Origin of the sequence: Flavobacterium sp. AG291 (genome assembly GCF_003350375.1) — a bacterium.
Lineage (GTDB): Bacteria > Bacteroidota > Bacteroidia > Flavobacteriales > Flavobacteriaceae > Flavobacterium > Flavobacterium suzhouense.
Map to the genome: position 1 here is coordinate 213019 of NZ_QQAR01000003.1, position 25877 is coordinate 238895.

General features: G+C 39.1%; 17 protein-coding genes. 7 read left to right on the forward strand and 10 right to left on the reverse strand.

The window, feature by feature from the left end:
- Positions 1–31 precede the first annotated feature (31 nt).
- On the reverse strand, positions 32–2581 hold the full coding sequence (locus DEU42_RS05065) for an ATP-dependent Clp protease ATP-binding subunit (protein WP_114757203.1): 2550 nt from the start codon (positions 2579–2581) through the stop codon (positions 32–34).
- A gap of 280 nt (positions 2582–2861) precedes the next feature.
- Between DEU42_RS05065 and gyrA the strand changes: the two genes are divergently transcribed.
- The gene (gene gyrA, locus DEU42_RS05070) at positions 2862–5405 is read left to right on the forward strand and encodes a DNA gyrase subunit A (RefSeq protein WP_114757204.1); all 2544 of its coding nucleotides are present in this window, start codon (positions 2862–2864) and stop codon (positions 5403–5405) included.
- A 14-nt stretch (positions 5406–5419) separates the two neighbouring features.
- Positions 5420–6703, forward strand: coding sequence for a tetratricopeptide repeat protein (locus DEU42_RS05075; RefSeq protein WP_114757205.1), 1284 nt, complete (start codon positions 5420–5422; stop codon positions 6701–6703).
- A gap of 72 nt (positions 6704–6775) precedes the next feature.
- Here DEU42_RS05075 and pheT read toward each other — a convergent pair whose 3' ends face one another.
- Positions 6776–9199 carry a phenylalanine--tRNA ligase subunit beta gene (gene pheT, locus DEU42_RS05080; protein ID WP_114757206.1) on the reverse strand — a complete coding sequence of 808 codons (2424 nt, stop codon included), beginning with the start codon at positions 9197–9199 and terminating at the stop codon, positions 6776–6778.
- A gap of 173 nt (positions 9200–9372) precedes the next feature.
- Between pheT and DEU42_RS05085 the strand changes: the two genes are divergently transcribed.
- The 4 genes from DEU42_RS05085 (at position 9373) to dnaK (ending at position 15828) form a co-directional block, all read left to right on the forward strand.
- Positions 9373–11874 carry a M14 family zinc carboxypeptidase gene (locus DEU42_RS05085; RefSeq protein WP_114757207.1) on the forward strand — a complete coding sequence of 834 codons (2502 nt, stop codon included), beginning with the start codon at positions 9373–9375 and terminating at the stop codon, positions 11872–11874.
- Between the two features lie 71 nt (positions 11875–11945).
- A complete protein-coding gene (locus DEU42_RS05090) occupies positions 11946–12725 on the forward strand; it encodes a DUF2490 domain-containing protein (RefSeq protein WP_114757208.1) in 780 nt (259 codons plus the stop codon).
- A gap of 54 nt (positions 12726–12779) precedes the next feature.
- Positions 12780–13757 (forward strand): endo alpha-1,4 polygalactosaminidase, encoded by a 978-nt coding sequence (locus DEU42_RS05095; protein ID WP_114757209.1) that lies wholly within the window; start codon positions 12780–12782, stop codon positions 13755–13757.
- A gap of 184 nt (positions 13758–13941) precedes the next feature.
- On the forward strand, positions 13942–15828 hold the full coding sequence (gene dnaK / locus DEU42_RS05100; RefSeq protein WP_114757210.1) for a molecular chaperone DnaK: 1887 nt from the start codon (positions 13942–13944) through the stop codon (positions 15826–15828).
- A gap of 274 nt (positions 15829–16102) precedes the next feature.
- Here dnaK and DEU42_RS05105 read toward each other — a convergent pair whose 3' ends face one another.
- From DEU42_RS05105 to DEU42_RS05140, 7 genes are all read right to left on the reverse strand, one after another.
- Entirely contained in the window at positions 16103–17338 is a 1236-nt protein-coding gene (locus DEU42_RS05105) for a glycoside hydrolase family 5 protein (RefSeq protein WP_114757211.1), read from the reverse strand.
- Between the two features lie 65 nt (positions 17339–17403).
- Complete coding sequence (locus tag DEU42_RS05110; RefSeq protein WP_158537853.1) at positions 17404–18081, reverse strand: carboxypeptidase-like regulatory domain-containing protein; 678 nt, start codon at positions 18079–18081, stop codon at positions 17404–17406.
- A gap of 627 nt (positions 18082–18708) precedes the next feature.
- On the reverse strand, positions 18709–19470 hold the full coding sequence (locus DEU42_RS05120; protein WP_114757214.1) for a C40 family peptidase: 762 nt from the start codon (positions 19468–19470) through the stop codon (positions 18709–18711).
- Positions 19471–19675: 205 nt separating this feature from the next.
- Complete coding sequence (locus DEU42_RS05125) at positions 19676–20854, reverse strand: acetyl-CoA C-acyltransferase (protein ID WP_114757215.1); 1179 nt, start codon at positions 20852–20854, stop codon at positions 19676–19678.
- Between the two features lie 160 nt (positions 20855–21014).
- Positions 21015–22007: a UDP-3-O-(3-hydroxymyristoyl)glucosamine N-acyltransferase gene (gene lpxD / locus DEU42_RS05130; protein WP_114757216.1), complete on the reverse strand. Its 993-nt coding sequence runs from the start codon at positions 22005–22007 to the stop codon at positions 21015–21017.
- A 263-nt stretch (positions 22008–22270) separates the two neighbouring features.
- On the reverse strand, positions 22271–22690 hold the full coding sequence (locus DEU42_RS05135; RefSeq protein ID WP_114757217.1) for an OsmC family protein: 420 nt from the start codon (positions 22688–22690) through the stop codon (positions 22271–22273).
- A gap of 50 nt (positions 22691–22740) precedes the next feature.
- A complete protein-coding gene (locus DEU42_RS05140; protein ID WP_114757306.1) occupies positions 22741–23766 on the reverse strand; it encodes an alpha/beta hydrolase in 1026 nt (341 codons plus the stop codon).
- 110 nt (positions 23767–23876) lie between these two features.
- On the opposite strand from DEU42_RS05140, the gene DEU42_RS05145 reads away from it, so the two are divergent.
- Positions 23877–24851 carry a hydrogen peroxide-inducible genes activator gene (locus DEU42_RS05145; RefSeq protein WP_114757218.1) on the forward strand — a complete coding sequence of 325 codons (975 nt, stop codon included), beginning with the start codon at positions 23877–23879 and terminating at the stop codon, positions 24849–24851.
- Here the strand turns inward: DEU42_RS05145 and DEU42_RS05150 are convergent.
- On the reverse strand, positions 24846–25727 hold the full coding sequence (locus DEU42_RS05150) for an alpha/beta hydrolase (protein WP_233506620.1): 882 nt from the start codon (positions 25725–25727) through the stop codon (positions 24846–24848). The two genes, DEU42_RS05145 and DEU42_RS05150, sit on opposite strands and share 6 nt — an antisense overlap.
- Positions 25728–25877: the final 150 nt, after the last annotated feature.

A 25877-nucleotide genomic window follows, 5' to 3' on the forward strand; every position in this document is an offset into this window, starting at 1 on the left:
GGGATGCTATTTAAAATGAAAGAATTTTTTTTTAGCTTGCCGGATTCTCAGCTTTTCTGATGGTTACGGCAAGTTCTGTTCCGTTATCATCAAGATCCATAAAGATCTCATCACCCCCAGCTATTTTGTTGGTAATGATCTCTTCTGCAAGCGTATCTTCAACATATTTCTGGATGGCACGTTTAAGTGGCCTTGCTCCATACTGCTTGTCGAAGCCTTTCTCGGCAATAAAGTCTTTGGCTTTTTCAGACAGTGAAATATTGTAACCAAGGTCTTTAATTCTTGCATAAAGTTTGTCAAGCTCGATGTCGATGATAAGGTCGATATGCTCTTTTTCAAGAGGGTTAAACACGATAATATCATCTATCCTGTTGATGAATTCAGGGGCGAAAGTTTTCTTAAGTGCCGCTTCAATAACACCTTTAGTATGCTCGTCGGCTTGTGCCTTTTTGGCAGCCGTTCCGAAACCAACACCCTGTCCGAAATCTTTCAGCTGGCGTGCACCAACGTTAGATGTCATAATAATGATAGTGTTTTTAAAGTCGATCTTACGGCCTAAGCTGTCAGTAAGGTAACCGTCGTCAAGTACCTGAAGCAACATGTTGAATACGTCAGGGTGTGCTTTCTCGATCTCGTCAAGAAGTACCACACAGTAAGGTTTTCTTCTCACTTTCTCGGTAAGCTGACCACCTTCTTCATAACCAACATATCCCGGAGGTGCACCTACAAGTCTTGAGATGGCAAATTTCTCCATGTATTCGCTCATGTCAATACGTACCAGCGCATCTTCAGAGTCAAAAAGCTCTTTAGCGATTACTTTGGCCAACTGTGTTTTACCAACACCGGTCTGTCCAAGGAAAATGAATGAGCCTATTGGTTTGTTAGGGTCTTTAAGACCTGCACGGTTACGTTGTATTGATTTGGCAATTTTTGCAACAGCCTCATCCTGACCGATAACCTTACCTTTAATAAGTTCAGGTAATTTAGCAAGCTTGTTACTTTCGGTTTGGGCAATACGGTTTACAGGAATGCCTGTCATCATCGATACTACATCGGCAACATTGTCTTCTGTAACGGTAACGCGGTTGTTTTTAGAATCTTCTTCCCATTGCTCCTGAGCAATAGCAAGGTCTTTCTCTATACGTTTCTCGTCGTCACGAAGTTTGGCAGCTTCCTCATATTTCTGTTTTTTGACAACAGAATTTTTAAGTTCACGAACCTCTTCAAGCTGTCTTTCAAGATCAAGAATCTGTTTAGGGACATCAATGTTGGTGATGTGAACGCGTGATCCTGCTTCGTCAAGGGCATCAATAGCCTTGTCCGGAAGGAAACGCTCGCTCATGTACCTGTCAGTAAGCTTAACGCAGGCTTCAATAGCTTCCTGTGTGTAAATTACGTTATGGTGATCTTCGTATTTGTTCTTGATGTTGTTCAGGATAGTAATAGTTTCCGGTACGCTTGTAGGGTCAACAATCACTTTCTGGAAACGACGTTCAAGGGCACCGTCTTTTTCTATATACTGTCTGTACTCGTCAAGGGTAGTAGCGCCAATACATTGGATTTCACCCCTTGCAAGAGCAGGTTTGAACATGTTGCTGGCGTCCAGTGAACCTGTAGCACCACCGGCACCTACAATAGTATGTATCTCGTCAATGAAAAGTATGATGTCGTCATTCTTTTCAAGTTCGTTCATAACCGCTTTCATACGCTCCTCAAACTGTCCACGGTATTTTGTACCTGCTACTAAGCTGGCAAGGTCAAGGGTTACAACACGTTTATTGAAAAGGATGCGTGATACTTTTTTCTGGATGATGCGTAATGCAAGACCTTCAGCAATGGCTGATTTACCCACACCCGGCTCACCGATAAGCAGCGGATTGTTTTTCTTTCTACGGCTTAATATTTGTGATACACGTTCAATTTCCTTTTCACGGCCCACTACGGGGTCAAGTTTGCCCTCTTCGGCAAGCTCGGTCAAATCACGTCCAAAATTGTCAAGAACAGGCGTTTTTGACTTCTTGTTGGCTTTGGCACCGGAAGAAGGGTTGTTGAAGTTGCTTTCACGCATACTGTCATCTTGTCCTGCATCGTCATTATATGACTCTGCTTTAGGAAGGTTTTCTAGGTATTCTTCTTCGTTTGATGTCATATTGATAAATTGTTCTTTAACGGTTTCGTAATCAATTTTTAGTTTGTTAAGCAATTTTGTGGTAGGATCGTTTTCATTGCGCAAAATACATAACAATAAATGGGCTGTACTTATAGAAGTACTCTGGAAAACCTTTGCCTCAAGGAACGTAGTCCTTAAAGCACGTTCTGCCTGACGCGTTAAATGAAGGTTTTTCTTCTCATTATTGCGGTCGGCATTGGGGTTAGCCGGGCTTAATATCTCTACTTTTCTGCGTAAATGATCCAGGTCAACAGATATGTTATTTAAAATGGAAATGGCTTTTCCGTTGCCGTCTCTCAAAATCCCTAACATTAAGTGCTCTGTACCAATAAAGTCGTGTCCTAATCGTAAAGCCTCTTCTTTACTGTAGGTTATCACATCTTTGACTCTTGGTGAAAAATTATCATCCATAATGTTATTCTTTGATACTTGTAAATTTAAGTATTTATAAAAGATTTTACAAAAACTATACCTAATAAATTATACTGACATTACTGACAATGCCGGTTATGCTAATTGACGAAAAAAAAGCCGAAAATAAAAGCAAAAGCATAAATGTTTATTAACTTTTGGCTATTTTTTATGTGTTAATAAAACGTTTAAATAATTAGATTTATTGGTTTTCAATCCTGATAAAAATACGTATATTGGCACGTTTTGTAACAATTATAATTTTTTAATATAACTACTTATGTCTGAAGGAGAAAAGTTAATTCCTATTAACATAGAAGACGAAATGAAGTCAGCCTACATTGATTATTCAATGTCGGTTATTGTGTCAAGGGCGCTTCCTGATGTTAGAGATGGCTTGAAACCCGTACACCGAAGAGTACTTTTTGGAATGTATGAATTAGGGGTACTATCAAACAGAGCACATAAAAAATCAGCGAGGATCGTAGGAGAGGTACTTGGTAAGTATCACCCGCATGGTGACTCATCAGTATATGATGCCATGGTACGTATGGCACAGGAGTGGAGTCTTCGTTATCTTTTAGTAGATGGTCAGGGTAACTTCGGATCGGTAGATGGTGACAGCCCGGCAGCGATGCGTTATACAGAGGCAAGGATGCGTAAGATCTCTGAAGAGATCATGGCCGATCTTGATAAAGAAACAGTAGATTTCCAGCTTAACTTCGATGATACTTTGGAAGAGCCAACTGTAATGCCTACAAGGGTACCTACACTTTTAGTGAATGGTGCATCGGGTATTGCCGTAGGTATGGCTACTAACATGGCACCACACAACCTCACTGAGGTTATCGACGGTACGCTTGCTTATATAGATAACAATGATATTGAAATCGATGAGCTTGTAACATATATTAAGGCACCGGATTTCCCTACAGGAGGTACAATTTATGGCTATGAAGGCGTGCGTGAGGCATTCAAAACAGGCCGTGGCCGTATCGTAATGCGTGCTAAGACCAGCTTTGAAGAAGTAGAAGGACGTGAGTGCATTATTGTAACTGAAATCCCTTATCAGGTAAATAAGGCAGACATGATCAAAAAGACTGCTGACCTGGTTAATGAAAAGAAAATTGATGGTATTGCTAACATCCGAGATGAGTCGGATAGAAATGGTATGCGTATCGTTTATATCCTTAAACGTGACGCTGTGCCAAATGTGGTGCTTAATACCTTATTTAAATATACACAGCTTCAGTCGTCTTTCAGTGTAAACAACATTGCGCTTGTAAACGGAAGACCACAATTGCTAAACCTGAAGGAGCTTATCCACTATTTCGTGGAGCACAGGCATGAGGTTGTTGTAAGAAGAACTCAGTATGAACTTCGTAAAGCCGAAGAACGTGCACATATATTAGAAGGTCTTATCATTGCTTCTGATAATATTGATGAGGTAATTGCAATTATCCGTGGCTCTAAGGACGGTGAAGAAGCGCGTGGTAAATTAATGGAGCGTTTCAGCCTGTCAGAAATTCAGGCGCGTGCTATCGTTGAGATGCGTCTGAGACAGTTAACCGGTCTGGAGCAGGATAAACTTCGTGCAGAATATGAAGATATCATGAAGTTGATAGCAGAATTAAAAGCTCTTTTGGAAAGCAAAGAACTGAGAATGGAGCTTATCAAAACTGAACTTATCGAAATCAGAGATAAGTATGGTGACGAAAGACGTTCCAGAATAGAATACTCTGGTGGTGATGTAAGCATTGAAGACCTTATTGCTGATGAGAATGTAGTTATTACTATTTCTCATGCAGGTTATATTAAACGTACACCGCTTAGCGAATACAAAACGCAAAACAGGGGAGGTGTAGGACAGAAAGGTGTGGCTACACGCGATCAGGATTTCCTTGAGCACCTGTTCGTGGCTACAAATCACAACTATATGTTGTTCTTTACCCAAAAAGGTAAGTGTTTCTGGATGCGTGTTTACGAAATTCCGGAAGGAAATAAAACAAGTAAAGGACGTGCAATTCAAAATCTTATCAATATAGAGAATGATGACAAGGTAAAAGCATTTATCTGTACTCAGGATCTTAAGAATGAAGAGTATATCAACAATCATTATGTAATCATGGCTACCAAGAAAGGTATCGTTAAGAAAACCCTTCTTGAGCAATACTCACGTCCAAGACTTAATGGTATTGCCGCGATTACAATTCGTGAGGATGATGAGCTGTTAGAAGCTAAACTGACTACAGGTGAGAGCCAGGTGCTTATCGCTGTGAAGTCGGGTAAACTGGTTCGTTTTGAAGAGGGTAAAACACGTCCTATGGGCCGTAGTGCTTCCGGGGTTCGTGGTATCACACTACAGGATGAGCAGGATGAGGTAATCGGAATGGTATCTGTAAACGACATGAACAGTGAAATACTTGTGGTGTCTGAGAACGGATACGGTAAACGTTCAAGCCTTGAAGATTACAGGATTACAAACCGTGGAGGTAAAGGTGTGAAAACGCTTAATATTACTGATAAAACAGGTAAGCTTGTGTCTATTAATAGCGTTACTGATGCCGATGATCTTATGATTATCAATAAATCAGGACTTACTATACGTATGATGGTTTCAGACCTTAGGGTTATGGGGCGTGCTACGCAGGGAGTTAGACTTATTAATATTAAAGGAAACGACTCTATTGCTGCCGTAACGAAAGTTATGCGTGAAGAAGAGGCTGAAGAAAGCCTTGAAGGAATGGTGGAAGGAGCTGAAAACGGAGTAGAGGGTTACATTGAACCTGATACTGACGGTCCGGAAGAACAAACTGAAGAATAATAAAAATAACTACTATGAAAATCCAGTATGCAATTGCTGCGTCGCTTTTACTTTCAGTAGGCGCGTTTGCTCAAAAAGATGAGCTTAAAGCTCTAAAAAAGCTAACTGATAAACAACAGCCTGCTCCTGCAGATGTTCAGGAAATGGCAAATCTTTTGTCTCAGGTTGAGTCAAAAATGAGTGCTGCCACACCTGAGCAGCAAGTTGACTATAATTATTATAAAGGAATGTATGGTGTAGCTCAGCTAATGGCTAGCAGCAATAAGTCGCAAGCTGTTTTTGAGAGTACTCTTGAAAACTTTAATAAGGTTATAGAGCTTGAGAAAAATGGTAAGAAGAAATATACTTCTACTATACAGCAGCAAATTTTTCCCAGCATGAAAAATGTTGCGCTTAAAGGTGCTCAGGAATTAAGTAAAGCTAAAATGTTTAAGGAAGCAGCGTTGTACTATGCTGCCGCTTACAGACTTGACACCAAAGATGGTTTTAATCTTTATAATGCTGCTGCTTCATCAATTAATGCGCAGGATTATGACAGAGCTCTTGAGTATTACCTTGAACTGGACAAAACGGGCTTTACAGGGGAGACTACTACTTATTTAGCTAAGGATAAAGCAACAGGTCAGGTACAGGCATTCCCGGATAAAAACACAAGGGATATAGCTGTTAAAACAGGACAGTATGATACACCAAGTGTTGAAAAAACTCCTTCTGTTAGAGCTGATATAGTGCGTAACATTGCTCTTATCTATGATAATAAAGGTGAATCTGAAAAAGCTAAAGAGGCATTTGTAAATGCGAGAAAAGCTAACCCGGATGATATAACGCTGATTATTTCTGAAGCTAACCTGTACTACAAGGCTAATAATATGACCAAGTACAAAGAGTTAATTTCTGAAGCAATTGCCAAGAATCCTAACGATGCGGATTTGTATTTTAATCTTGGTGTAACTACTACTGATACCAGTGCAGATGAAGCCGCTAAGTATTTTAATAAAGCGCTTGAAATTAAACCTGACCACTTACAGGCTAACATGGCTATGGGATCATTGATGTTGAAAGATGATCAGAAAATCGTGAACCAGATGAACAGTCTTGGAACTAGTGCCGCTGATAACAAAAAATATGATGCGCTTAAAATGCAGCGTACAGCTTCTTTTAACAAAGCCCTTCCTTATTTTGAAAAAGCACACAAAATAGATCCTTCAAATCAGGAGGTGATTTCTATGCTTGCGTCTATTTACCAGGCATTAGAGCGTACAAACGATTATAAAGCAATGAAAGCTAAGCTTAAATAGTAGTTTTAATATTGCTATAAATTAAAAATCCCGCCATTGGCGGGATTTTTTTATGCTTATAAAGAAAGGGAATTATCTCAATTGGGCTCCTGTTTCTTTTTCAAGATTCTGTCTTATCTTGGTCATTATCTTGTCAATTTGCTCGTCGGTAAGCGTTTTAGAGCTATCCTGAAGTGTAAAGCTTACAGCATATGATTTTTTACCTTCCGGAAGGTTTTGACCTTCGTATACGTCAAAAAGGCTTACGTCTTTAAGTAATGTTTTTTCAGTTTGTTTAGCGATGCTGTATACAGATTCAAAAGAAACTTCCTGATCGACTAGAAGAGCTAAATCTCTTCTTACTTCAGGGAATTTAGATATTTCTACATACTTGATTTTACCTGTAACCAGTTTAATGATGGCGCCCCAGTTAAAGTCGGCAAAGAAAACATCCTGTTTAATGTCAAAATGTTTCAGGATCGATTTTTTGATGGTGCCAAACTCAACGATAGTTTCATTTCCTACCGCAATTGCTATGCCTTCAGCAAAAACGTCATTAGCTATAGGTTGTGTTTGTGTTTTGTTTATGCCAAGTCTTGTCAGTACAAGGTTAATATAACCTTTAAACATAAAGAAATCAACAGGCTTTTGAGCATAAGACCAACTTTCAGCTAAACGGCTTCCTGTTACCGTAAGGGTAAGATGTTTGTTTTCATCATAACCTGAAGGTAGTTTGTGGTATGTTTTACCGAATTCGAATAATTTAAGATCTGCTCTCTTACGGTTTATGTTGAATGATACTGTCTCAAGCGCACTGAAAAGCAATGATTGTCTCATGGCAGAAAGGTCACTGCTCAATGGGTTAAGCATCATTACGTTAAACTCTTCTTTCAGATTTTCTGATAGTTTTATATAATCAGGTGTAGTAAGTGAGTTGGCCATCATTTCGTTAAAGCCAAGTGACACCATCTGTGCACCTATAATGTTCTGAAGTTTGTAGTCTTCATTGCGCGCAGAGTTAGATATAGAAGCGTTAAGCTTTTGAGTAAAAGATATGTTATTGTATCCGTATACTCTCAGGATTTCTTCAATAACGTCAATTTCACGTGTTACATCAACACGGTAAGCAGGAACTACAAGTCCTAAACCTGCGTCAGACATCGTATTGATTTTGATATCCAGTGATACCAGTATTTTTTTGATAGTTTCTTTCGAAAGCTCCTGACCTATAACACGTGTTACATTGGCAAAGTTTACAACGACCTGATTGTCTTCAATCTTTTTAGGGTAGATATCTGTGATGTCAGAAGTTATCTCTCCACCGGCAGTTTCCTGTATAAGCAGTGCAGCTCTTTTAAGGGCATATTCTGTAATAGTAGGATCTATACCTCTTTCAAAACGAAAAGAAGCATCTGTACTAAGGCCGTGGCGTTTAGCCGTTTTTCTGATAGATACCGGGTTAAAGTAAGCACTCTCAAGGAATATTGAAGAAGTGCCTTCAGTTACGCCAGAATTTTTACCGCCAAATACACCTGCAATACACATTGGACCTGCCTCATCGCAAATCATCAGGTCTTCTTCATGCAGTGTTCTTTCTACATCATCAAGAGTAGTGAATTTTGTTCCGGCAGTAACTGTTTTAACGATAACCTTGTTACCCTTTATTTTAGCAGCATCAAAAGCGTGTAATGGTTGCCCTAATTCGTGAAGTACATAGTTTGTAACGTCAACGATATTGTTTTTAGGTGTAAGGCCAATAGCTTTAAGCCTGTTTTGAAGCCAGGCAGGAGAAGGTTTTACCGTAATACCTGTAATGGTAACACCACAGTATCTTGGAGCAAGCTTATTATCTTCAACTTTAACATCCATTTTAAGGGTACGTTTGTCTACCCTGAAGTTACTTACAGATGGTGTTATAAGTTCGGTATGTACATTTTTTTGAGAAAGTCCTGCACGCAGGTCACGGGCAACACCCCAGTGGCTCATTGCATCGGCACGATTAGGCGTAAGTCCTATTTCAAAAACTTCATCACTTTCTATGTTGAATATTTTAGAAGCAGGAGTTCCCGGCTTAAGGTCTTCATGTAGTACAAGTATACCGTCATGTCCTTCGCCAAGACCAAGCTCGTCTTCGGCACATATCATACCGTGGCTTTCTTCGCCGCGTATTTTACCTTTTTTAATCTGGAAGGCATTCCCCTCTTTATCATACAGTGTAGTTCCTATTGTAGCTACAGGAACTTTTTGACCTACAGCCACGTTTGGTGCACCGCATACTATCTGTACAGGTATGCCGTCGCCCAAATCTACAGTGGTAATTCTTAATCTGTCAGCATTAGGATGCTGAACGCAGGTAAGTACATGACCTACCACAACACCTTCAAGTCCGCCTTTAAGCGACTCAAATTTGTCAACGCCTTCCACTTCAAGACCAAGGTCGGTAAGCAGGGCAGCCGTTTCTTCAGATTTCCAGTCTAATTTTATGAATTGTTTTAACCAGTTATAGGATATACGCATTGTAGTTTATTTTAAAAGCATGCAAAGATAATGATTGTTAGGTAAAAACCCTGATACAATTTGCGCTGAATTTAAAGCAAAATAAATTTTAATTATAATGTAAATGCTACAATTAAGTTTGTTAATCAAACACTCATAAATTCCTTACATTTGATTTTCGAAATATTGTCTCCATGAAATACATTATAACCGCTTTAGCACTATTGCTAAGCTTGTCTATAAACTCCCAGATTAAAAGTCCTTCGGAGTTTTTACCGAATTATGGTAGGAACGTAACCTATTACCATCAGGTAGAAGATTATTTTGAACACCTGACCCAAAATTCTGATATGATAATGAAAAAGAATTATGGTCAGACGACTCAGGAGCGTAATCTTAATGTATACTATATTTCATCAGCCGAAAACCTTAGGAATATCGAGAATATCAGGGTGAGTAACCTTAGCCAGATTGGGATGAGTGATGCTAAGATCAGTAACATAAATGATAAGGCTATCGTTTGGCTTAGCTTTAATGTACATGGCAATGAACCTGCTGCTACCGAAAGTGCGATGTCAGTGGCCTATCAACTTTTGAATCCTGATAATAAAGAAGCCAAAGAATGGCTGGCAAATACTCTTGTTATTTTGGATCCATGCCTTAATCCCGACGGTTTTTCACGTTATGGTAACTGGCTTAGGGATGTTTCAGGAAAAAATACGCATCCGGGTATTTATGACAGAGAGCATATGGAACCGTGGCCGGGAGGGAGGCAAAATCACTATGATTATGACCTGAACCGTGACTGGGCGTGGCAAACGCAGATAGAAACACGTCAGCGTATGGCGCTTTATAACGAATGGATGCCAATGGTGCATGTTGACGTACACGAAATGGGATTCAATGAGCCTTATTTCTTTCCACCGGCAGCTGAACCGATGCACGATTTCATTACCAAAGCACAGCGTGATTTCCATAATACCGTTGGTGAGATGACCGCTAAAAAATTTGATATCAAAGGCTGGAATTACTATACCCGTGAGCGTTTCGACCTTTTTTATCCCAGCTATGGCGACACCTACCCAAGTTTTAACGGAGCTGTAGGTATGACCTATGAGCAGGGAGGTATAGGTGCAGGACGTGCCGTGATGATGACTAACGGAAATGTTTTAACGTTACAGGACAGGATCGATCATCATACTGCCGCAGTGCTAACTGCTGTAGAGACGGCTTCATGGAAAAAAGATAAACTCGTTAAGGATTTCAGGGCATATTTTAAAGACAGTCGTGAAAACCTTAAAGGGAAATATAAAACATATGTAGTTAAGAACTCAGGTAAGACAGAACAGTTGGCAAAATTGCTGAAGCGCAATAACATTCAGTATTCGTATGCCGCTGAGTCTAAAAAGACGTCGGGTTATCATTATCAAAGTGATAAGGATAAAGATTTTACTATTGAGCCTAACGATCTTATCGTAAAGGCAGATCAGCCTAAAGCCGTGCTTACCCAGGTATTGTTTGAGCCGTCACAACGACTTACAGACAGCCTTTCGTATGATATTACAGCATGGGCGCTGCCGCATGCGTATGGTGTAGACAGTTACGCACTTAAGGGTAATCTTTCCATAGATACCAAAGCCGAAATTACACGCAAAGGAAAGTTTGAATATGAAGGCGTTTATGCGTATTATGTGCCGTGGAACGGAAGGGAATCTGCTAAAGTTTTAGGTTTATTGCTAAATAGTGGCGTAAAGGTGCGTTCGTCAAGAAAGGCATCGGCATTCAGGGGAATAAAAGTAAGCCCCGGCGATTTGGTAATCCTGAAAGGGGATAATCCGCAACTTGTCGATTTCAAGAACATGATGGATGCTTTTGTAGACAAAAAGGCGGATTATGAAGTGATTGAGAGTGGATATTCACTTAACGGCGGTGATCTTGGAGGAGAGAATTATCCGCTTCTTGAGACACCAAGAGTGTTGCTGTTGTCGGGTAACGGAGTGAGTGCTACCGATTTTGGGCAGGCCTGGTTTTATATGGACGAGATTATCAATTATCCTGTAAGTATTATTGATGTCCAGAATTTTGGGCGTGTAAACATGAATGAATTCAATACGCTGGTATTGACTGATGGCTGGTATGATCTTTCGGATAACCACAAAAACAAAATAGACGATTTTATTATTGATGGCGGTAAGGTAATAGCCATTGCAGGTGCACTGAATATTTTTGAAGACAGGCCGGGTTACAGCCTGACCAAATTTGCTTCTGCTGCTGCAAAAGAACAGGAAACTACCGAACACGACGAAGAGATACTTAAAGCCCGTTATAATGATTATCAAAATGCAGAAAGGCGTGCATTATCTGCATCTGTTCCTGGTGCTATTGTTGAAAACGTAATAGATAAAAGCCATCCGCTTTCATTTGGTCTTGGTGATAAGTATTTCAGCTTAAAAACAAGCGATAGCCGTTATCAATTGCTTAAGAATGCATGGAATGTTGCTTATGTTCCTGCCGGATATAAAAACTTTGGTTTTATTGGCAGGAGCCTGAAAAAAAAACTTGAAAATACTGTAACATTTGCCGTAGAGCAAAAGGGCAGAGGAAGTGTAATTTATATGGTTGATAATCCCTTGTTCCGTGGTTTCTGGGAAAACGGGAATCTGTTGTTTAGCAATGCATTGTTTTTAGTAGATTAAGTTTAAAACCGGAAATTTCCCAATTCTTTCCAGATTCATATTTCATATTTGTAGTGCAAAACATAAATGTGATGATGATGAACACCCGATTTTTAGCCCTGATATTTTGTTTTCTATTTACTATAACGGCTTTTGCCCAGCTTACTCCTCCCGGACTTGGTGAGACTAATACCGCCTTTTGGTCGGCAATTGGAGTGTCGCAAAAGCTGAATGAAAAGAATAGTTCCAAAACTTATTTTGGTACTGGCTACATAAGCGGGACAGAGTCAGAAGATCCATTTAATGCACCTTCTATAATGGTGCTAAACCAGGAATTTTATCATAAGCTAAATTCGAAATGGCAGTATAGTTATGCATTAAGCTATCGCAGGCAACATGAATATGATGAACAATTTGATAAGCCGGAGGAAGTAGACGTTAGGCAGGAATTCAGGGCGTATGGCAGATTTAGCTATACAACTCATACAGGTAGTCTGAAATGGTCGACAACGGTAAGGCAGGAGATTCGTAAATTCTATTCTGATGATTTTGCTCAGGTAGAAAATAGCCTGCAACTGCGTGCCCGTCTTAAAACACAGTTATTTGTTCCGTTAGATCATGATTCTCATAATGGCCTTATTGGGAGTGCAGAGGCCTTGTTTGCAGTTGCCAATGACCATAATGAAGGATGGGACAGCCCTGAATATAAGGAAGCGCGTTTTTGTGTTTATTATTCTTACTCGCCCGAAAGTATGCCGGTTACTTTTGATGTCGGTTATATGAACGACCTGATAGGTAACGGTCATGACACGGTTGATGCAAGCTACATAGCAATGGATATTATCATTAAAGATCCATTTACACATTCATAGAGTTAATGTAAAATAAAAGTGCTTATTTAGGGTTTATAATTAAAAGGCATTTTTATGAGAGCATTATTTTTTTTGGCTATGATGGCACTGTTCACAGGTTGTGACAGCAACGATTCTGATTCGGAAAGTAATAATAATGAAAACCGAGATTACAAACAGGATATGCGTGATCTGGTTATAGGAATTAGCCAGAAAGCCAAGAGTTTTAGTCCCGGGTTTGTAGTCATTCCGCAAAATGGTATTGAGTTGGTTACTGCAACAGGAGATGCTTCGGGCAGTCCTGCAACAGAATATCTCGACGCTATAGATGGTAACGGTCAGGAAGATTTTCTGTATGGTTATGATAATGATGATGAAACCACGCCTGCAAGCGTGACCTCATATCTTAAAAGTTTCCTTGATATATCTAAAAATGCCGGGAATGCTATATTAGCAATAGACTACTGCTTTACACCTTCAAAAGTATCTCATTCATACGATGCCAACAATGCTTTTGGTTATTTGCCTTTTGCAGCGCCTGAACGTAGTCTTAATGTAATTCCTGCATCAGCGCCTGTTAATGTAAATGCCGATAACATTACAGCACTCTCACAGGCAAAAAATTTCCTGTACCTTATCAATCCTGAGAACTTCAATTCTAAGACAGCTTTTATCAATGCAGTGACTTCCACCAATTATGATGCTGTTATAATGGATTTATTCCTTAACGATGAAGCTTTTACTGCTGCAGAGATAAGCCAGCTGAGAAACAAAGCTAACGGAGGCAAACGTTTGGTTATTTGTTACATGTCAATAGGAGAGGCTGAGGATTACAGATACTACTGGCAGGCTTCATGGAATAGCAATAAGCATGACTGGATTGCTGCCGAAAACCCGGACTGGCCAGGTAACTATAAAGTAAAATACTGGAATGCCGACTGGCAGGGAATCATTTACAGGAATAACGATTCTTATCTCAATAAAATAATATTAGCAGGATTTGATGGAGCATATTTAGATATTATCGATGCTTTTGAATATTTTGAGCGATAGTGATGTCAGTTAAAAGTTGGCATAAAACTGTCATATATTCTTTAGGAGCAGAATTTTAATTTTGGTTCTGGTGTCAACTTGTCATATAGGAATGCATAATATTTTATTGGCACAAAGATTGACTATATGAAAGCGTCCACTTAAATAATAAGAATCAAAAACAAAATAATAAAACGAAAAGAAGATGAGTAAAATAATCGGAATTGACTTAGGAACAACCAACTCATGTGTTTCCGTAATGGAAGGTAACGAACCGGTAGTTATTCCTAATGCTGAAGGAAAAAGAACAACCCCGTCAGTAATTGCATTTGTTGAAGGCGGAGAGATCAAGGTTGGAGATCCTGCTAAAAGACAGGCAGTGACCAATCCCACAAAAACCATCGCTTCTATCAAACGTTTCATGGGTAATAAATACTCTGAAAGTTCAAAAGAAGCAAGCAATGTACCATACAGCGTAGTAAAAGGAGACAACGATACACCACGTGTAGATATCGACGGTCGTCTTTACACTCCACAGGAGTTGTCTGCTATGACACTACAAAAAATGAAAAAAACTGCTGAAGACTATCTTGGTCAAACAGTAACCGAAGCGGTTATTACTGTTCCTGCATACTTTAACGACGCTCAGCGTCAGGCTACTAAAGAGGCTGGTGAAATTGCCGGTCTTAAAGTTAGAAGGATCATCAACGAGCCTACTGCGGCTGCTCTTGCTTACGGGCTTGACAAAGCAGGTAAAGATCAAAAGATTGCTGTATATGACCTTGGTGGTGGTACATTTGATATCTCTATCCTTGAGTTAGGTGACGGTGTATTTGAAGTACTTTCTACTAATGGTGATACTCACCTTGGTGGTGATGACTTCGATCAGGTAATCATCGATTGGTTAGCAAATGAATTCAACAGCGAAGAAGGAGTAGATTTACGTAAAGACCCAATGGCACTTCAGCGTCTTAAAGAAGCTGCTGAAAAAGCTAAAATTGAGCTTTCTGCTTCTGCACAAACTGAAATAAACCTGCCATACGTTACTGCAACGGCTTCAGGACCTAAACACTTAGTAAAAACGCTTACAAGAGCTAAATTTGAGCAACTTGCTGACAGTCTTGTACAACGTTCTATGCAACCGGTAGCTAAAGCGCTTAAAGATGCAGGTCTTTCTACATCTGATATCGATGAGGTTATCCTTGTAGGTGGTTCTACTCGTATACCACGTATCCAGGAAGAAGTTGAGAAATTCTTCGGTAAAAAACCTTCAAAAGGTGTTAACCCGGATGAGGTTGTTGCTATCGGAGCAGCTATCCAGGGAGGTGTACTTACAGGAGACGTTAAAGACGTACTACTTCTTGACGTAACTCCGCTTTCACTTGGTATTGAGACTATGGGTGGTGTAATGACTAAACTTATCGACGCCAACACTACTATCCCTACTAAAAAATCTCAGGTGTTCTCTACTGCTGCTGACAACCAGCCATCTGTTGAGATTCACGTACTTCAGGGTGAGAGACCAATGGCTACAGATAATAAAACTATCGGTCGTTTCCACTTAGATGGTATCCCACCAGCACAAAGAGGTGTACCTCAAATCGAAGTTACTTTCGATATTGATGCGAATGGTATCATTAAAGTATCTGCTACTGATAAAGGAACAGGTAAATCACATGATATCCGTATCGAAGCTTCTTCAGGATTAACTCAGGAAGAAATCGACAGAATGCGTAAAGAAGCTGAAGCTAATGCTGATGCTGACAAAATCGCAAAAGAGCGTGTTGAGAAACTGAACGAGGCTGACGCTATGATCTTCCAGACTGAGAAGCAACTTACTGAGTTTGGTGATAAACTTTCTGATGGTAACAAACAAAACATCGAAGGCGCTCTTAACGAACTTAAGGTAGCTTACGAAAGCAAAGATGTTGATACTATTCAGCCGGCTCTTGACAAAATCAACGAAGCATGGAAAAATGCTTCTGAAGAAATGTACAAAGCTCAGGAAGGTGGTGCTGCACAAGGACAACCGGAAGCTGCACAAGCTGAAGGCGACAACGTTCAGGATGTAGACTTCGAAGAAGTGAAATAATTATTTAGTACTGAGTTTCAGTATTTGAGTATTGATAATAGAAAACGCCGCACATTCTGCGGCGTTTTTTGTTTTATATATATGATTTTGAGTGAAGTTTAGGGCGGCCTCATCTTTTTTGCGTAAAGCAAATTATGGAGAGAGGCGTTAAAAAACATCCGCTGTTTGAGCCGAAGGCGAGTTCGGATGGTTTAGCCGAGCGAGATAATTTGTAGCTTAAAAAGATATAGCCTTGAATTTTTGTTTCTTTTGTTTCAAGACAAAAGAAAAGGAATTATTCAACCGTAAACCCTAATCCCTGTATATACCCTTTATTCTGGAAATTGTTTTTGTAAAGACAGTTTTTCAGGTAATTGTTAAGTGCTTTCTGAACTTTAACCCTGTCCGGCATGTTTTCTCTGATCTTTTCAAACGAACTACGGTCACTTTCAGCATATTTAGTGATAAGAGCGTAATCTTCCGGCTGTTCAAAGTTCATGATACCTTTGGTGTTATCCATTTTTTTGTATGGCCAAAATGCCCAGTTGATTTTGTTAGCATCAAGAAGCTTGCGAAATTCCATAACCCATTCGTCGGTGTTCTCTCCGGTTTCGCCAATGTAGATAGGAACATTGTGTTTAGTACTAAAATCAAGGTATTTCTGAACCGATTCCTGATTGATGTCAAACCAGTATTTGTGGAATTCATATACCACGTTATCATCCAGTATGCGTTCGAATACGCCAAAATCTCCCGCCCACATAGAACCATTCAGGTAAATGGAGTGTTTTTTGTCAACTGAACGGATATCTTTTACCATACGCTCATAAACCATAAAAAGCCTGTCGTTATAATCAGGTATCTCTTTAGCAAAATAATGCGCAAAAGGTTCGTTAATTACGTCATAGCCTAAGATGATCGGGTCGTCTTTGTAGCGTTTGGCTATCTTCATCCAGATAGCACTCATTTCGTCCTGAGCTGTTTTGCTAAAATATAGCCACGGGTAACCATTACTATCATCGATATTGTCGCCGATTTGTCCGCCCGGAGCGCAATGCATATCAAGAAGTACATACAGATTCTCTTTTCGACACCACTCAATCACACGGTCAAAATACTCAAAGCCGGCATTACGTTTACCCATGTACAGGTCATTGGTAAATAATTTATAATGAAACGGTAGGCGAACGTGGTTTGATCCGGTGCGTTTCAGGTATTTGATATCGTCTTGTGTGATGTAGCTGTCAAGATATTTGTCCCAGAATGCAGCGGTGCTGTCTGGACCGATCATTTCCTGGAATAGCTGGTCGATTTGCTTTGGAGCTGCGACTTTACCGGTCTTGAACATATAGCCCTCGGGAACCAGCCAGTTGCCAAGATTAGTTCCTTTAAGGAGGATTGGTTTACCGTTAGAGTCTAAGATTTCTTTACCCTGGGTCTTTACGATTTTACCTTTTTTCTGGGCGAATGCATTTGTTCCTGCCATGCATAATGTTAACACCAGCAGGAGAGAAGTGAGTTTGTTTCTCATTAGCGTTTGAATTTTGAATGTTTGTTGTTTTGGAACGCTAAAGATAACAAAAAGTAGGGAAGGGCTTATCTGAATATATTACCTATGGAATGAAAGACGCGACCAAAGAAACTGCGTTTAGTATATATTAATCCCATGAATTCCATTTCTACAATAATTTTAGGACTGCCTGAAGTAACAATTATTTCTTTACTTGTAATTCCAACATAGGTAACGATTAGTCTATCACCTATAGCGGCCTTTATTGAAAAGTTTCCATTTATATCGGTTTGCGTTTCTGACAGAGTATTGGCATTTTGAATATTTGCTCCGGGAAGTACTCCTTCATTTTTTTCGGAAACAACTCCTGAAATTAAGTTTCTTTCTGGGGCGGAAGTTGGAGCAACCTTTCCAACTATCTCATCAGTTTCAGAAATATGTTGCTCAGTATTTACAGGTGTTTGAGCAGAAATAGTATGGTTTCCAATCGTCAGGAAACTCACAACAGCAGCACTGGCTGCCATCCATAACGATGATTTTTCTTTTGGTACTACCAAATCCCTGTTCAGTTGTGTTACCCTGAACCTTCCACAGGCATTATCGGTGTTTTTCAATACAGAAGCAATTTCCCTGTCCGATGAATTCGTGAAGTCAAATACTGTCTTTTGGCACGAAGTACAAAAACGATCTTTATCGGCAGTAGTCATGGCATCCCAATTTTCATGGCATGGGGTAGGTATCGATATTTGGATTGTTTTAGGCATTGAGTAAATATAAATAAAAGCTTTTAATTTCCTTATTAGCATTCAGGTAAGATAAGTTTTACCTCTTATTACTTCATTTACTTTATTTTTGCAGGTAATAAATAAAATTATATGACTAGGGTTAGGAGTAAGTTTAGCGAAGATACTTTTTTTGTTGGATTTATTATGTTATTAAATCTTGCTTTGAATATAGCTATGTTCGTTAAATGTATAGAAGCGTTTGTGTTTTACCCTATAGTAAATAGTATTATAGGTCTTTTACTATTTATGTTAATTGTAATACTTCTACTTATCATAAGACAAATCAAATATATTATCGTAAAGTCAGACCGTCTTATTTGTTTTTCTTTGCTTTGTCCTTTTGGCAAAAGGTTATACTTTAAAAATTTTAAAGGTATAGTGATAGCATATGGACAAGTAAAATCTAGATCTTATAAGGTAATTCATTTCGTGAATAACAAGGGGAGAGTAACTTTTAAAATTGTAGGATTACGATACAGTAATTATGAAGAAATAAAGGAGGCCATACCTTTAGGTATTTTGCCTAACAAACTCAAGTTTATAGATATGGTAAAGCTTTTTTTCTCCTTTAAGATTAATGTAAATAAAAACAGGCTTTAATGCCTGTTAAATAATCTTTTTTATTACCCTAAGCTTATGTGAATGCCTTTTAGTATCAGTATTGTATATACCTAAGTGATCCAAACGGTCAATACGTACTTTTCCGTGTGCGTGTATTATGTGGTTGTCTTCCATAATGATACCTACGTGAATGATTCTTCCTTCCTCATTGTCAAAAAATGCCAGGTCGCCCGGTTCACTTTCTTCTATAAAACTTAAAGCTTCTCCCTGAGTCGCCTGTTGAGAGGCATCACGTAATAATGAGTATCCATTCAGTTTGTATACCATCTGCGTAAAACCAGAACAATCTAAGCCAAAAGGTGTCTTTCCACCCCATAAATACGGAGCATTTAGGTACATAAATGCGGTTTGCAACAAATGTTGTTTGCTTGTCACTCCCGATACTTTAAGCCCTTCAAACATATAGTTTTCGGTATTTATAGATGGGTGTTCAAGAAAAGTCAGCGACGCACCCATAGGTATCGATAGCAGTTGATTGTTGGGAGTAGTAAGGTATTCAATCAGGTCACCGTTTAGTACTGCCGGGCTATTGCTCAGGGCATCATAATCGGCCTGGCTTATAAGACGGTACTGCTTATTATCAATCCAGCCATTATAGCCGTCGTATGCAAGTTCAATGCGTGACCATTTTTCAGTCTGTTCCAGTATTTTAAAATGCTCGCCAAACAACACTTGTGTTGTTAATTCGCTTCTGTCGCTTGGTTCTAAACGTAGGGGCACAATGGCAAGATTACATATACCGAACATCCTTCTTATTTGACTGTTTTTTAATTATTATTGATTATTGCTAATCGGGGTCTCACTTGAGTTTACAAATATAGTAGTTAATTCTGAAGCTTTTTTACAGAGTTTTGAACATTCTCTTTATAGGTGTATATTTCTTTGGTTTTAAGACAACAGAACAAAAAAAAGGCAGCCTAAGCTGCCTTTACTATATAAAATCAATAAATGATTATACTCTTTCGATAACAATAGCTGAAGCACCACCACCACCATTACAGATAGCAGCAGCTCCTGTTTTAGCGTTGTTTTGCTCTAGTACATTTATAAGTGTAACGATAATTCTCGCACCTGAACATCCAAGAGGATGACCAAGCGATACAGCACCACCATTTACGTTTACTTTATCAGCATCAAGACCAAGTATTTTTGAGTTTGCGATACCTACTACAGAGAATGCCTCGTTGAATTCAAAGAAATCAACATCATCTTTAGATATACCTGCTTTGTCAAGTGCTTTAGGAAGAGCTTTCGCCGGAGCAGTAGTAAACCATTTTGGTTCCTGTTCAGCATCAGCATAACCTTTAATGTAGGCAAGAGGTTTAAGTCCAAGCTCGTTAGCTTTGTCTTCACTCATAATAACAAGTGCAGCAGCACCGTCGTTGATTGTAGAAGCGTTAGCAGCTGTAACAGTACCTTCTTTAGTGAAAGCAGCGTTAAGTGTAGGGATTCTGTCAAGTTTCACGTTAGAATACTCCTCATCTTTAGTAACCATGATAGGGTCACCTTTACGTTGAGGTACAGCTACAGGAACAACTTCGTTGTCAAATTTACCTTCGTTCCAAGCATTAGCAGAACGTGTATATGATTCAATAGCGAAAGCATCCTGCTCTTCACGTGTAATTTTATATTCAGTAGCAGTAGCATCGGCGCAAACACCCATTGCAACATTGTCGTAAACATCAGTAAGACCGTCTTTCTGCATTCCGTCAATCATAGTAGCAGGACCAAATTTAGCGCCTGTTCTCATTTGAACATAATGAGGTATAAGACTCATGTTTTCCATACCACCTGCGACAATTACATCTGCATCCCCAAGCTGGATTGCCTGAGCAGCCTGCATAACAGCTTTCATACCTGATGCACAAACTTTATTTACTGTAGTAGCGATAACTGAATCAGGAAGACCTGCAAAACGTGAGGCTTGTCTTGCCGGAGCCTGTCCGACACCTGCCTGAACCACGTTACCCATTATTACTTCGTCTACGTGTTTAGGGTCTAAATTAATCTTATCAAGAGCTCCTTTAATGGCAGCAGCTCCAAGCTGAGAAGCCGTAACGGTTGATAATGCTCCCATGAAGCTACCTATTGGTGTACGTACAGCCGAAACGATTACTACTTTTTTATTCATGATGTATACTCTTTTGTTTGTTGAAGTTGCGAATTTAATGAATTATTGCTCAGATAAAAACAAAGTGTTTAAAAATTGTTGTAAAAAAGAGGTGTTTGTTGAATATAGTTGATTCAATAATAAAACCCTGCACTTGGCAGGGTTTTGTTATTTAAAATTTTTATTTTGCTTCAGCCATTCGTTTTAGTATTGCCCATTGTTTTAAGGCTGTCCTTGCTTCAACTGCGGGGTAACCGAGCATTACTTTTCCAGGATCCACATCGCCGGTTACACCAGATCCGGCTCCAATGGTTGCTCCGCTGCCAATTGTTGAATGGTCTTTAATAGATGCGCTTCCGCCAATGATTACACCATCACCAAGCGTTACAGATCCGGCAAGGCCGCTGTTTCCGGCCATAATACAGAATTTTCCAAGTACGCTGTTGTGCCCTATTTGTACAAGATTATCAATTTTGCAACCATCACCTACAATAGTAGAGCTGAATTTACCACGGTCAACACAAGCATTGGCGCCAATCTCTACGGCGTTACCAATAATTACATTGCCTATCTGAGGAATTTTTGCCAATCCTTGCTGTGGGCACGGCCTGAAACCGAAACCATCGGCACCAATCGTTGCATTGGGGTGAATTATGGTGTGTGAACCTATGTGGCAACGCTCTCTTACAACAGCCCCCGACCACAATACGGTTTTGTTGCCAATGGTACATTCATCCAGTACCGTAACATTAGGGTAAAGTATAGTATGGTTTCCGATTTTTACATTTGGACCTACATAACATCCGGCACCAATTTTTGTTCCTTCTCCTATAACCGCTGTTTTGTGTATTACAGCGGTAGGATGTATCTCTACTTCAAAAGCTGGATGTGGAGGTGCAAAAAGTTCTAAAACTTTAGACATCGCTAAGTCGGCGTTATTAACTTTTATAAAAGCCCTGTTGTCTCCGGGTTCTATAGCTATATCTGAGTTTACTACGGCAACCGATGCTTTAGAATCGGTCCATAGTTTTTCATATTTTTTGTTTCCAATGAAGGAAATCTGATGCTCTTGTGCAAGCTCAAGCTGCTCTGGTGATAAAATCTGATTGCTGGTAGAGCCCACTAATTCTCCATTCAGCAATTCGCTAATTTCTTTAACAGAATACGATTTCATAATGTATAGATATAATTGTTTGTTTGAAGATTGTTTAAAAAAACATATTCTAAAATGTTAATTTTTTAACAACCGGTGTAAATATATAAATAAAATACTATGCAGTACTATAATCGTATCTTTTATATCATTATTATGGCTTTTTGTTATTAACTATAATACAAATGGTGTGCCAATAGATTTTTATTGGTTGATTTTGTGATTGTTATAAATGAATAAGTCCTGCGAAAGGCAGGACTTGTTTAAGTTGTATTTATTTTTAATTAGCCTACTAAGGCAGCTGATAATGTAATTTCAGCTTTTAATAATTTAGATACAGGACAAATTTCTTTTGCTTTTTGAGCTGCTGTCTGAAAATCCTGTTCTGTTATACCGGGAACACTTGCTTCCAGTTTCAGGTGTATTTTAGTGATAGTTCCGTCTTCAAAAGTAACCTGAGCTTCAGTATCAAGGTTGTCGGCTGTAAAACCTGCTTCGTTTAAAAGGAAGCTTAATTGCATGGTGTAGCAGCCTGAATGCGCTGCAGCAATAAGTTCTTCAGGGTTTGTACCTACACCGTCTGCAAAGCGGGTTTTGAATGATAATTGTGCGTTATTAAGAGTTGTGCTTTCGGTAGAGATTTTACCTGTACCTTCCATTCCTGTACCTTTCCAGTTTGCGTTTGCTTTTCTTGTAAATTTCATGATATTAGTTTTTAAAAGTTTTTTAAATTATTTTTTGAATTGTGATAAAGTTATTTCAATTTTTCGGTTAAAGCATCAGTAGCCTGTTTAATTGCAGCTCTTGGTGCCGGAGTATTTGTAATAGGGTTAAGCATTACAAAATCGTGTATTGTTCCTATGTATCGTGTAGCGGTAACTTTAACGCCTGCTGCATTTAGTTTTTTTGCATATGCTTCGCCCTCATCACGAAGTACATCATTTTCGGCAGTGATTATCAAAGCTTCAGGAAGTCCTTTCAGTTGTTCGATGTCGGCACGCAGAGGAGATGCTGTTATTTGAGCGCGGTCTGCTTTGTTTGGAGCATACTGGTTCCAGAACCAGACCATAGCATTAAGGGTTAAAAAGTGTCCGTTGGCAAATTGCTGGTAAGATGCTGTATCGAATCCTGCATCAGTAACGGGGTAGAATAGTAATTGGAAGTCAATTTGAGGGCCTTTGCGCTCTTTTGCCATCAGGGTTACTGCAATTGCCATGTTTCCACCTACGCTGTCACCACTTACGGCAAGTTTATTTGTGTTCAGGCCTATTGATGCACCATTTTCTTTTATCCATTTGGTTGCTGCATAAGCTTCTTCGTTAGCCTGAGGATAACGGGCTTCGGGAGTAGGGGTGTAGTTAACGAATACTACTGCTATTTTAGCTCGTATTGCAAGTTCTCTTACTAATCTGTCATGGGTAAAAGAATCTCCAAGTATCCATCCGCCACCGTGAAAGTACACAAGAGCAGGTAATTTTTCTTTTACTCCTTTTGGTTTTATGATTCGAATTGAAACTGCTCTGCCATCCTGAGTAATTGTGTGGTCTTCAATATCTGCGGGTAGTTTTTCATAGTTTCCGGTTTGTGCATTGACAAGTACGTTTCTTGCGTCCTGAATAGAAAGTTCATATAGTTGCGGACCTGTACTGCTATGAACTGCTTTAAGAAATTCTCTTGTGTTTTTTTCGATGCTATAGCTTCCTGCTATAGATGGATCTGTTTGTGCTGTGGCGGCAGTTAATCCAAGTAATGCTATTGCTGATACGATTAAATTTTTCATTGTATAATAATTTGGGGTTATTGTTTCATTTTGATAGGACAAAGATATTTCAGGTATGGTATATAAAACAAATTAATAATTTTTTACTTTTATAAAATAAATTTATAATTATGACTATACAACAACTACGTTACATTATTGCCCTTGATGAGCATCGTCATTTTGCCAAAGCAGCAGAGGAATGTATGGTGACACAACCCGGACTTACAATACAGCTAAAGAATCTGGAAGAGGAGATAGGTATAAAAATCTTTGACAGGACTAAGGTACCTCTAAAACCAACATTGCTTGGTAATGAGATTATAAACAGGGCTAAGCGTGTGCTGAATGAGGCTGATGCAATCCGGAATTTTGTAGTGAACCAAAAAAATGATCTGGAAGGGGCAGTAACACTTGGAGTGATCAGTACGCTATCGCCTTATCTTATTCCGCAGTTTATTAAAGCAATGAAAGAGATAGTGCCTGATATGCATTTTAATATAAAAGAGGCGGGAACCGGGCAGTTAATTCATGGACTTCAGAATGGTGAGATCGATATTGCTTTGATGGCTACACCTACCGGAATGCCGGGTTTAAAAGAGTATCCGGTTTTTGATGAACCTTTTATAGCTTTTTTAAATGCAGGGCATCCATTAGCAGGGGAGGAATACTATGAGCTGAATATGACGGATAAGCCAAATCTTCTTTTGCTGGAACATGAATATTGTTACAATGCCCAGATGCTCGATATTTGTGACATGACCGATGATAAGAGGAAAATAGACGGTCAGTTTAATTATGATATAAATTCTATTGAAACCCTTAAGAATCTTGTGCGCGCTGAACTGGGTTTTGCAATTATACCGCAGCTCTCTGTTGTGAACGAGAGAGAGAATACTTTGTTTAAACCATTTAAAGAGCCTGTGCCGGCAAGGGAAATTAGCCTTGTGACTTCTGATATTTTTTCACGTAAGTTATTGCTTGAAAAAATGAGTCATGCTATTTGGGATTGTCTGCCTGAATCAATAAAAGAAAATCATGTTTACAGGAAAATACGCTGGAATGACTCTCCTTATTTTATCAATAAAACAGCAGGGTTTTTATAATTTTTCCAAAAAGCTGCTTACAGCTGTTGTCCACTGCTGGTTGTAGCGGGTAAGATAATTTTCATGTCCGGCTAAAGGGAAAGTAACTAATTGTTTTTTACCTTTTATGTTTCCGAAAATGATATCTGTTTCTTCACGGCTAACGCGATTATCTTTTTCACCATACATCAGTAATACAGGGCAATAGACCTTTTTAGCATACTCTTCGGGATTGAGATTAAAAGCCCAGAAACCATTTTGGACTCCTCCCCAAAATACCAACATCCCTGCCATTGGGAATGTAGGTGCTTTCATAGCTTTAAAACGGGCGCACACCGTTTTATACATCGAGCCAAAAGGACATTCAATAAGTATTGATGCAGGAGAAATAGTATAGTCATTTAATGCTTTTAAAATAGCGGCAGCTCCCATTGAAGTGCCAAAGAGGTGAATGTTCTTTTCACCTGTTTTAAGTATATAGTCATAACATGATTTTACCTGCTGTGCTTCAAAATAGCCAATGGTGGTGGTATTTCCTTCAGATCCCCCTGATCCCATAAAGTCTACAAGAAGTGTGTTGTAGCCCATGGCGATAAATTTATCAGATTTATCGATCAGTTGCGATTTGTCGCCACCATAGCCATGAAAAAGTATTACGGTTCCTTTAGTATTTGGCTTAGTTATGCTCCAGCATTCTATTTCCTTGTTGCTTTTTATTCTTATGGTTTTGTAGGGTTGTGTTGGTTTAGCCCTATTAACCGGGCGTGGATTATCTATCCCTAAAAATAAGACTCTTGCCTTTTGTGCAGCAGTAAGTGAGTTTGCATCTGTCTTTTTGGTGACTTTATCAGAGAAATGAGTGAGCTTATAAGAGTGGAAGAACGCAATTACATTCATTAAAATGAAAATAATGGCAATAAATCTTAAAAGTCTTTTGGTGAATTTTGAACTACTGTTTGTGGTCATAACAATCCGAAGAAATAATATAAGTCAAATCCCCCTTAGGTAAAAGTAAAAGAAAATATTTGAACGGCATGGCTGTGAAAC

Excerpts from the sequence above, each read along its gene's own strand:
- gyrA (WP_114757204.1), top strand. The coding sequence starts at position 2,862 with ATGTCTGAAGGAGAAAAGTTAATTCCTATTAACATAGAAGACGAAATG.
- DEU42_RS05085 (WP_114757207.1), top strand. The coding sequence starts at position 9,373 with ATGAAATACATTATAACCGCTTTAGCACTATTGCTAAGCTTGTCTATA.
- DEU42_RS05065 (WP_114757203.1), bottom strand. The coding sequence starts at position 2,581 with ATGGATGATAATTTTTCACCAAGAGTCAAAGATGTGATAACCTACAGT.
- lpxD (WP_114757216.1), bottom strand. The coding sequence starts at position 22,007 with ATGAAATCGTATTCTGTTAAAGAAATTAGCGAATTGCTGAATGGAGAA.
- DEU42_RS05125 (WP_114757215.1), bottom strand. The coding sequence starts at position 20,854 with ATGAATAAAAAAGTAGTAATCGTTTCGGCTGTACGTACACCAATAGGT.
- DEU42_RS05110 (WP_158537853.1), bottom strand. The coding sequence starts at position 18,081 with ATGCCTAAAACAATCCAAATATCGATACCTACCCCATGCCATGAAAAT.
- DEU42_RS05150 (WP_233506620.1), bottom strand. The coding sequence starts at position 25,727 with ATGAATGTAATTGCGTTCTTCCACTCTTATAAGCTCACTCATTTCTCT.
- pheT (WP_114757206.1), bottom strand. The coding sequence starts at position 9,199 with ATGCGTATATCCTATAACTGGTTAAAACAATTCATAAAATTAGACTGG.
- DEU42_RS05145 (WP_114757218.1), top strand. The coding sequence starts at position 23,877 with ATGACTATACAACAACTACGTTACATTATTGCCCTTGATGAGCATCGT.
- DEU42_RS05090 (WP_114757208.1), top strand. The coding sequence starts at position 11,946 with ATGATGATGAACACCCGATTTTTAGCCCTGATATTTTGTTTTCTATTT.
- DEU42_RS05095 (WP_114757209.1), top strand. The coding sequence starts at position 12,780 with ATGAGAGCATTATTTTTTTTGGCTATGATGGCACTGTTCACAGGTTGT.
- DEU42_RS05075 (WP_114757205.1), top strand. The coding sequence starts at position 5,420 with ATGAAAATCCAGTATGCAATTGCTGCGTCGCTTTTACTTTCAGTAGGC.
- DEU42_RS05135 (WP_114757217.1), bottom strand. The coding sequence starts at position 22,690 with ATGAAATTTACAAGAAAAGCAAACGCAAACTGGAAAGGTACAGGAATG.
- DEU42_RS05120 (WP_114757214.1), bottom strand. The coding sequence starts at position 19,470 with ATGTTCGGTATATGTAATCTTGCCATTGTGCCCCTACGTTTAGAACCA.
- DEU42_RS05140 (WP_114757306.1), bottom strand. The coding sequence starts at position 23,766 with ATGAAAAATTTAATCGTATCAGCAATAGCATTACTTGGATTAACTGCC.
- DEU42_RS05105 (WP_114757211.1), bottom strand. The coding sequence starts at position 17,338 with ATGAGAAACAAACTCACTTCTCTCCTGCTGGTGTTAACATTATGCATG.
- dnaK (WP_114757210.1), top strand. The coding sequence starts at position 13,942 with ATGAGTAAAATAATCGGAATTGACTTAGGAACAACCAACTCATGTGTT.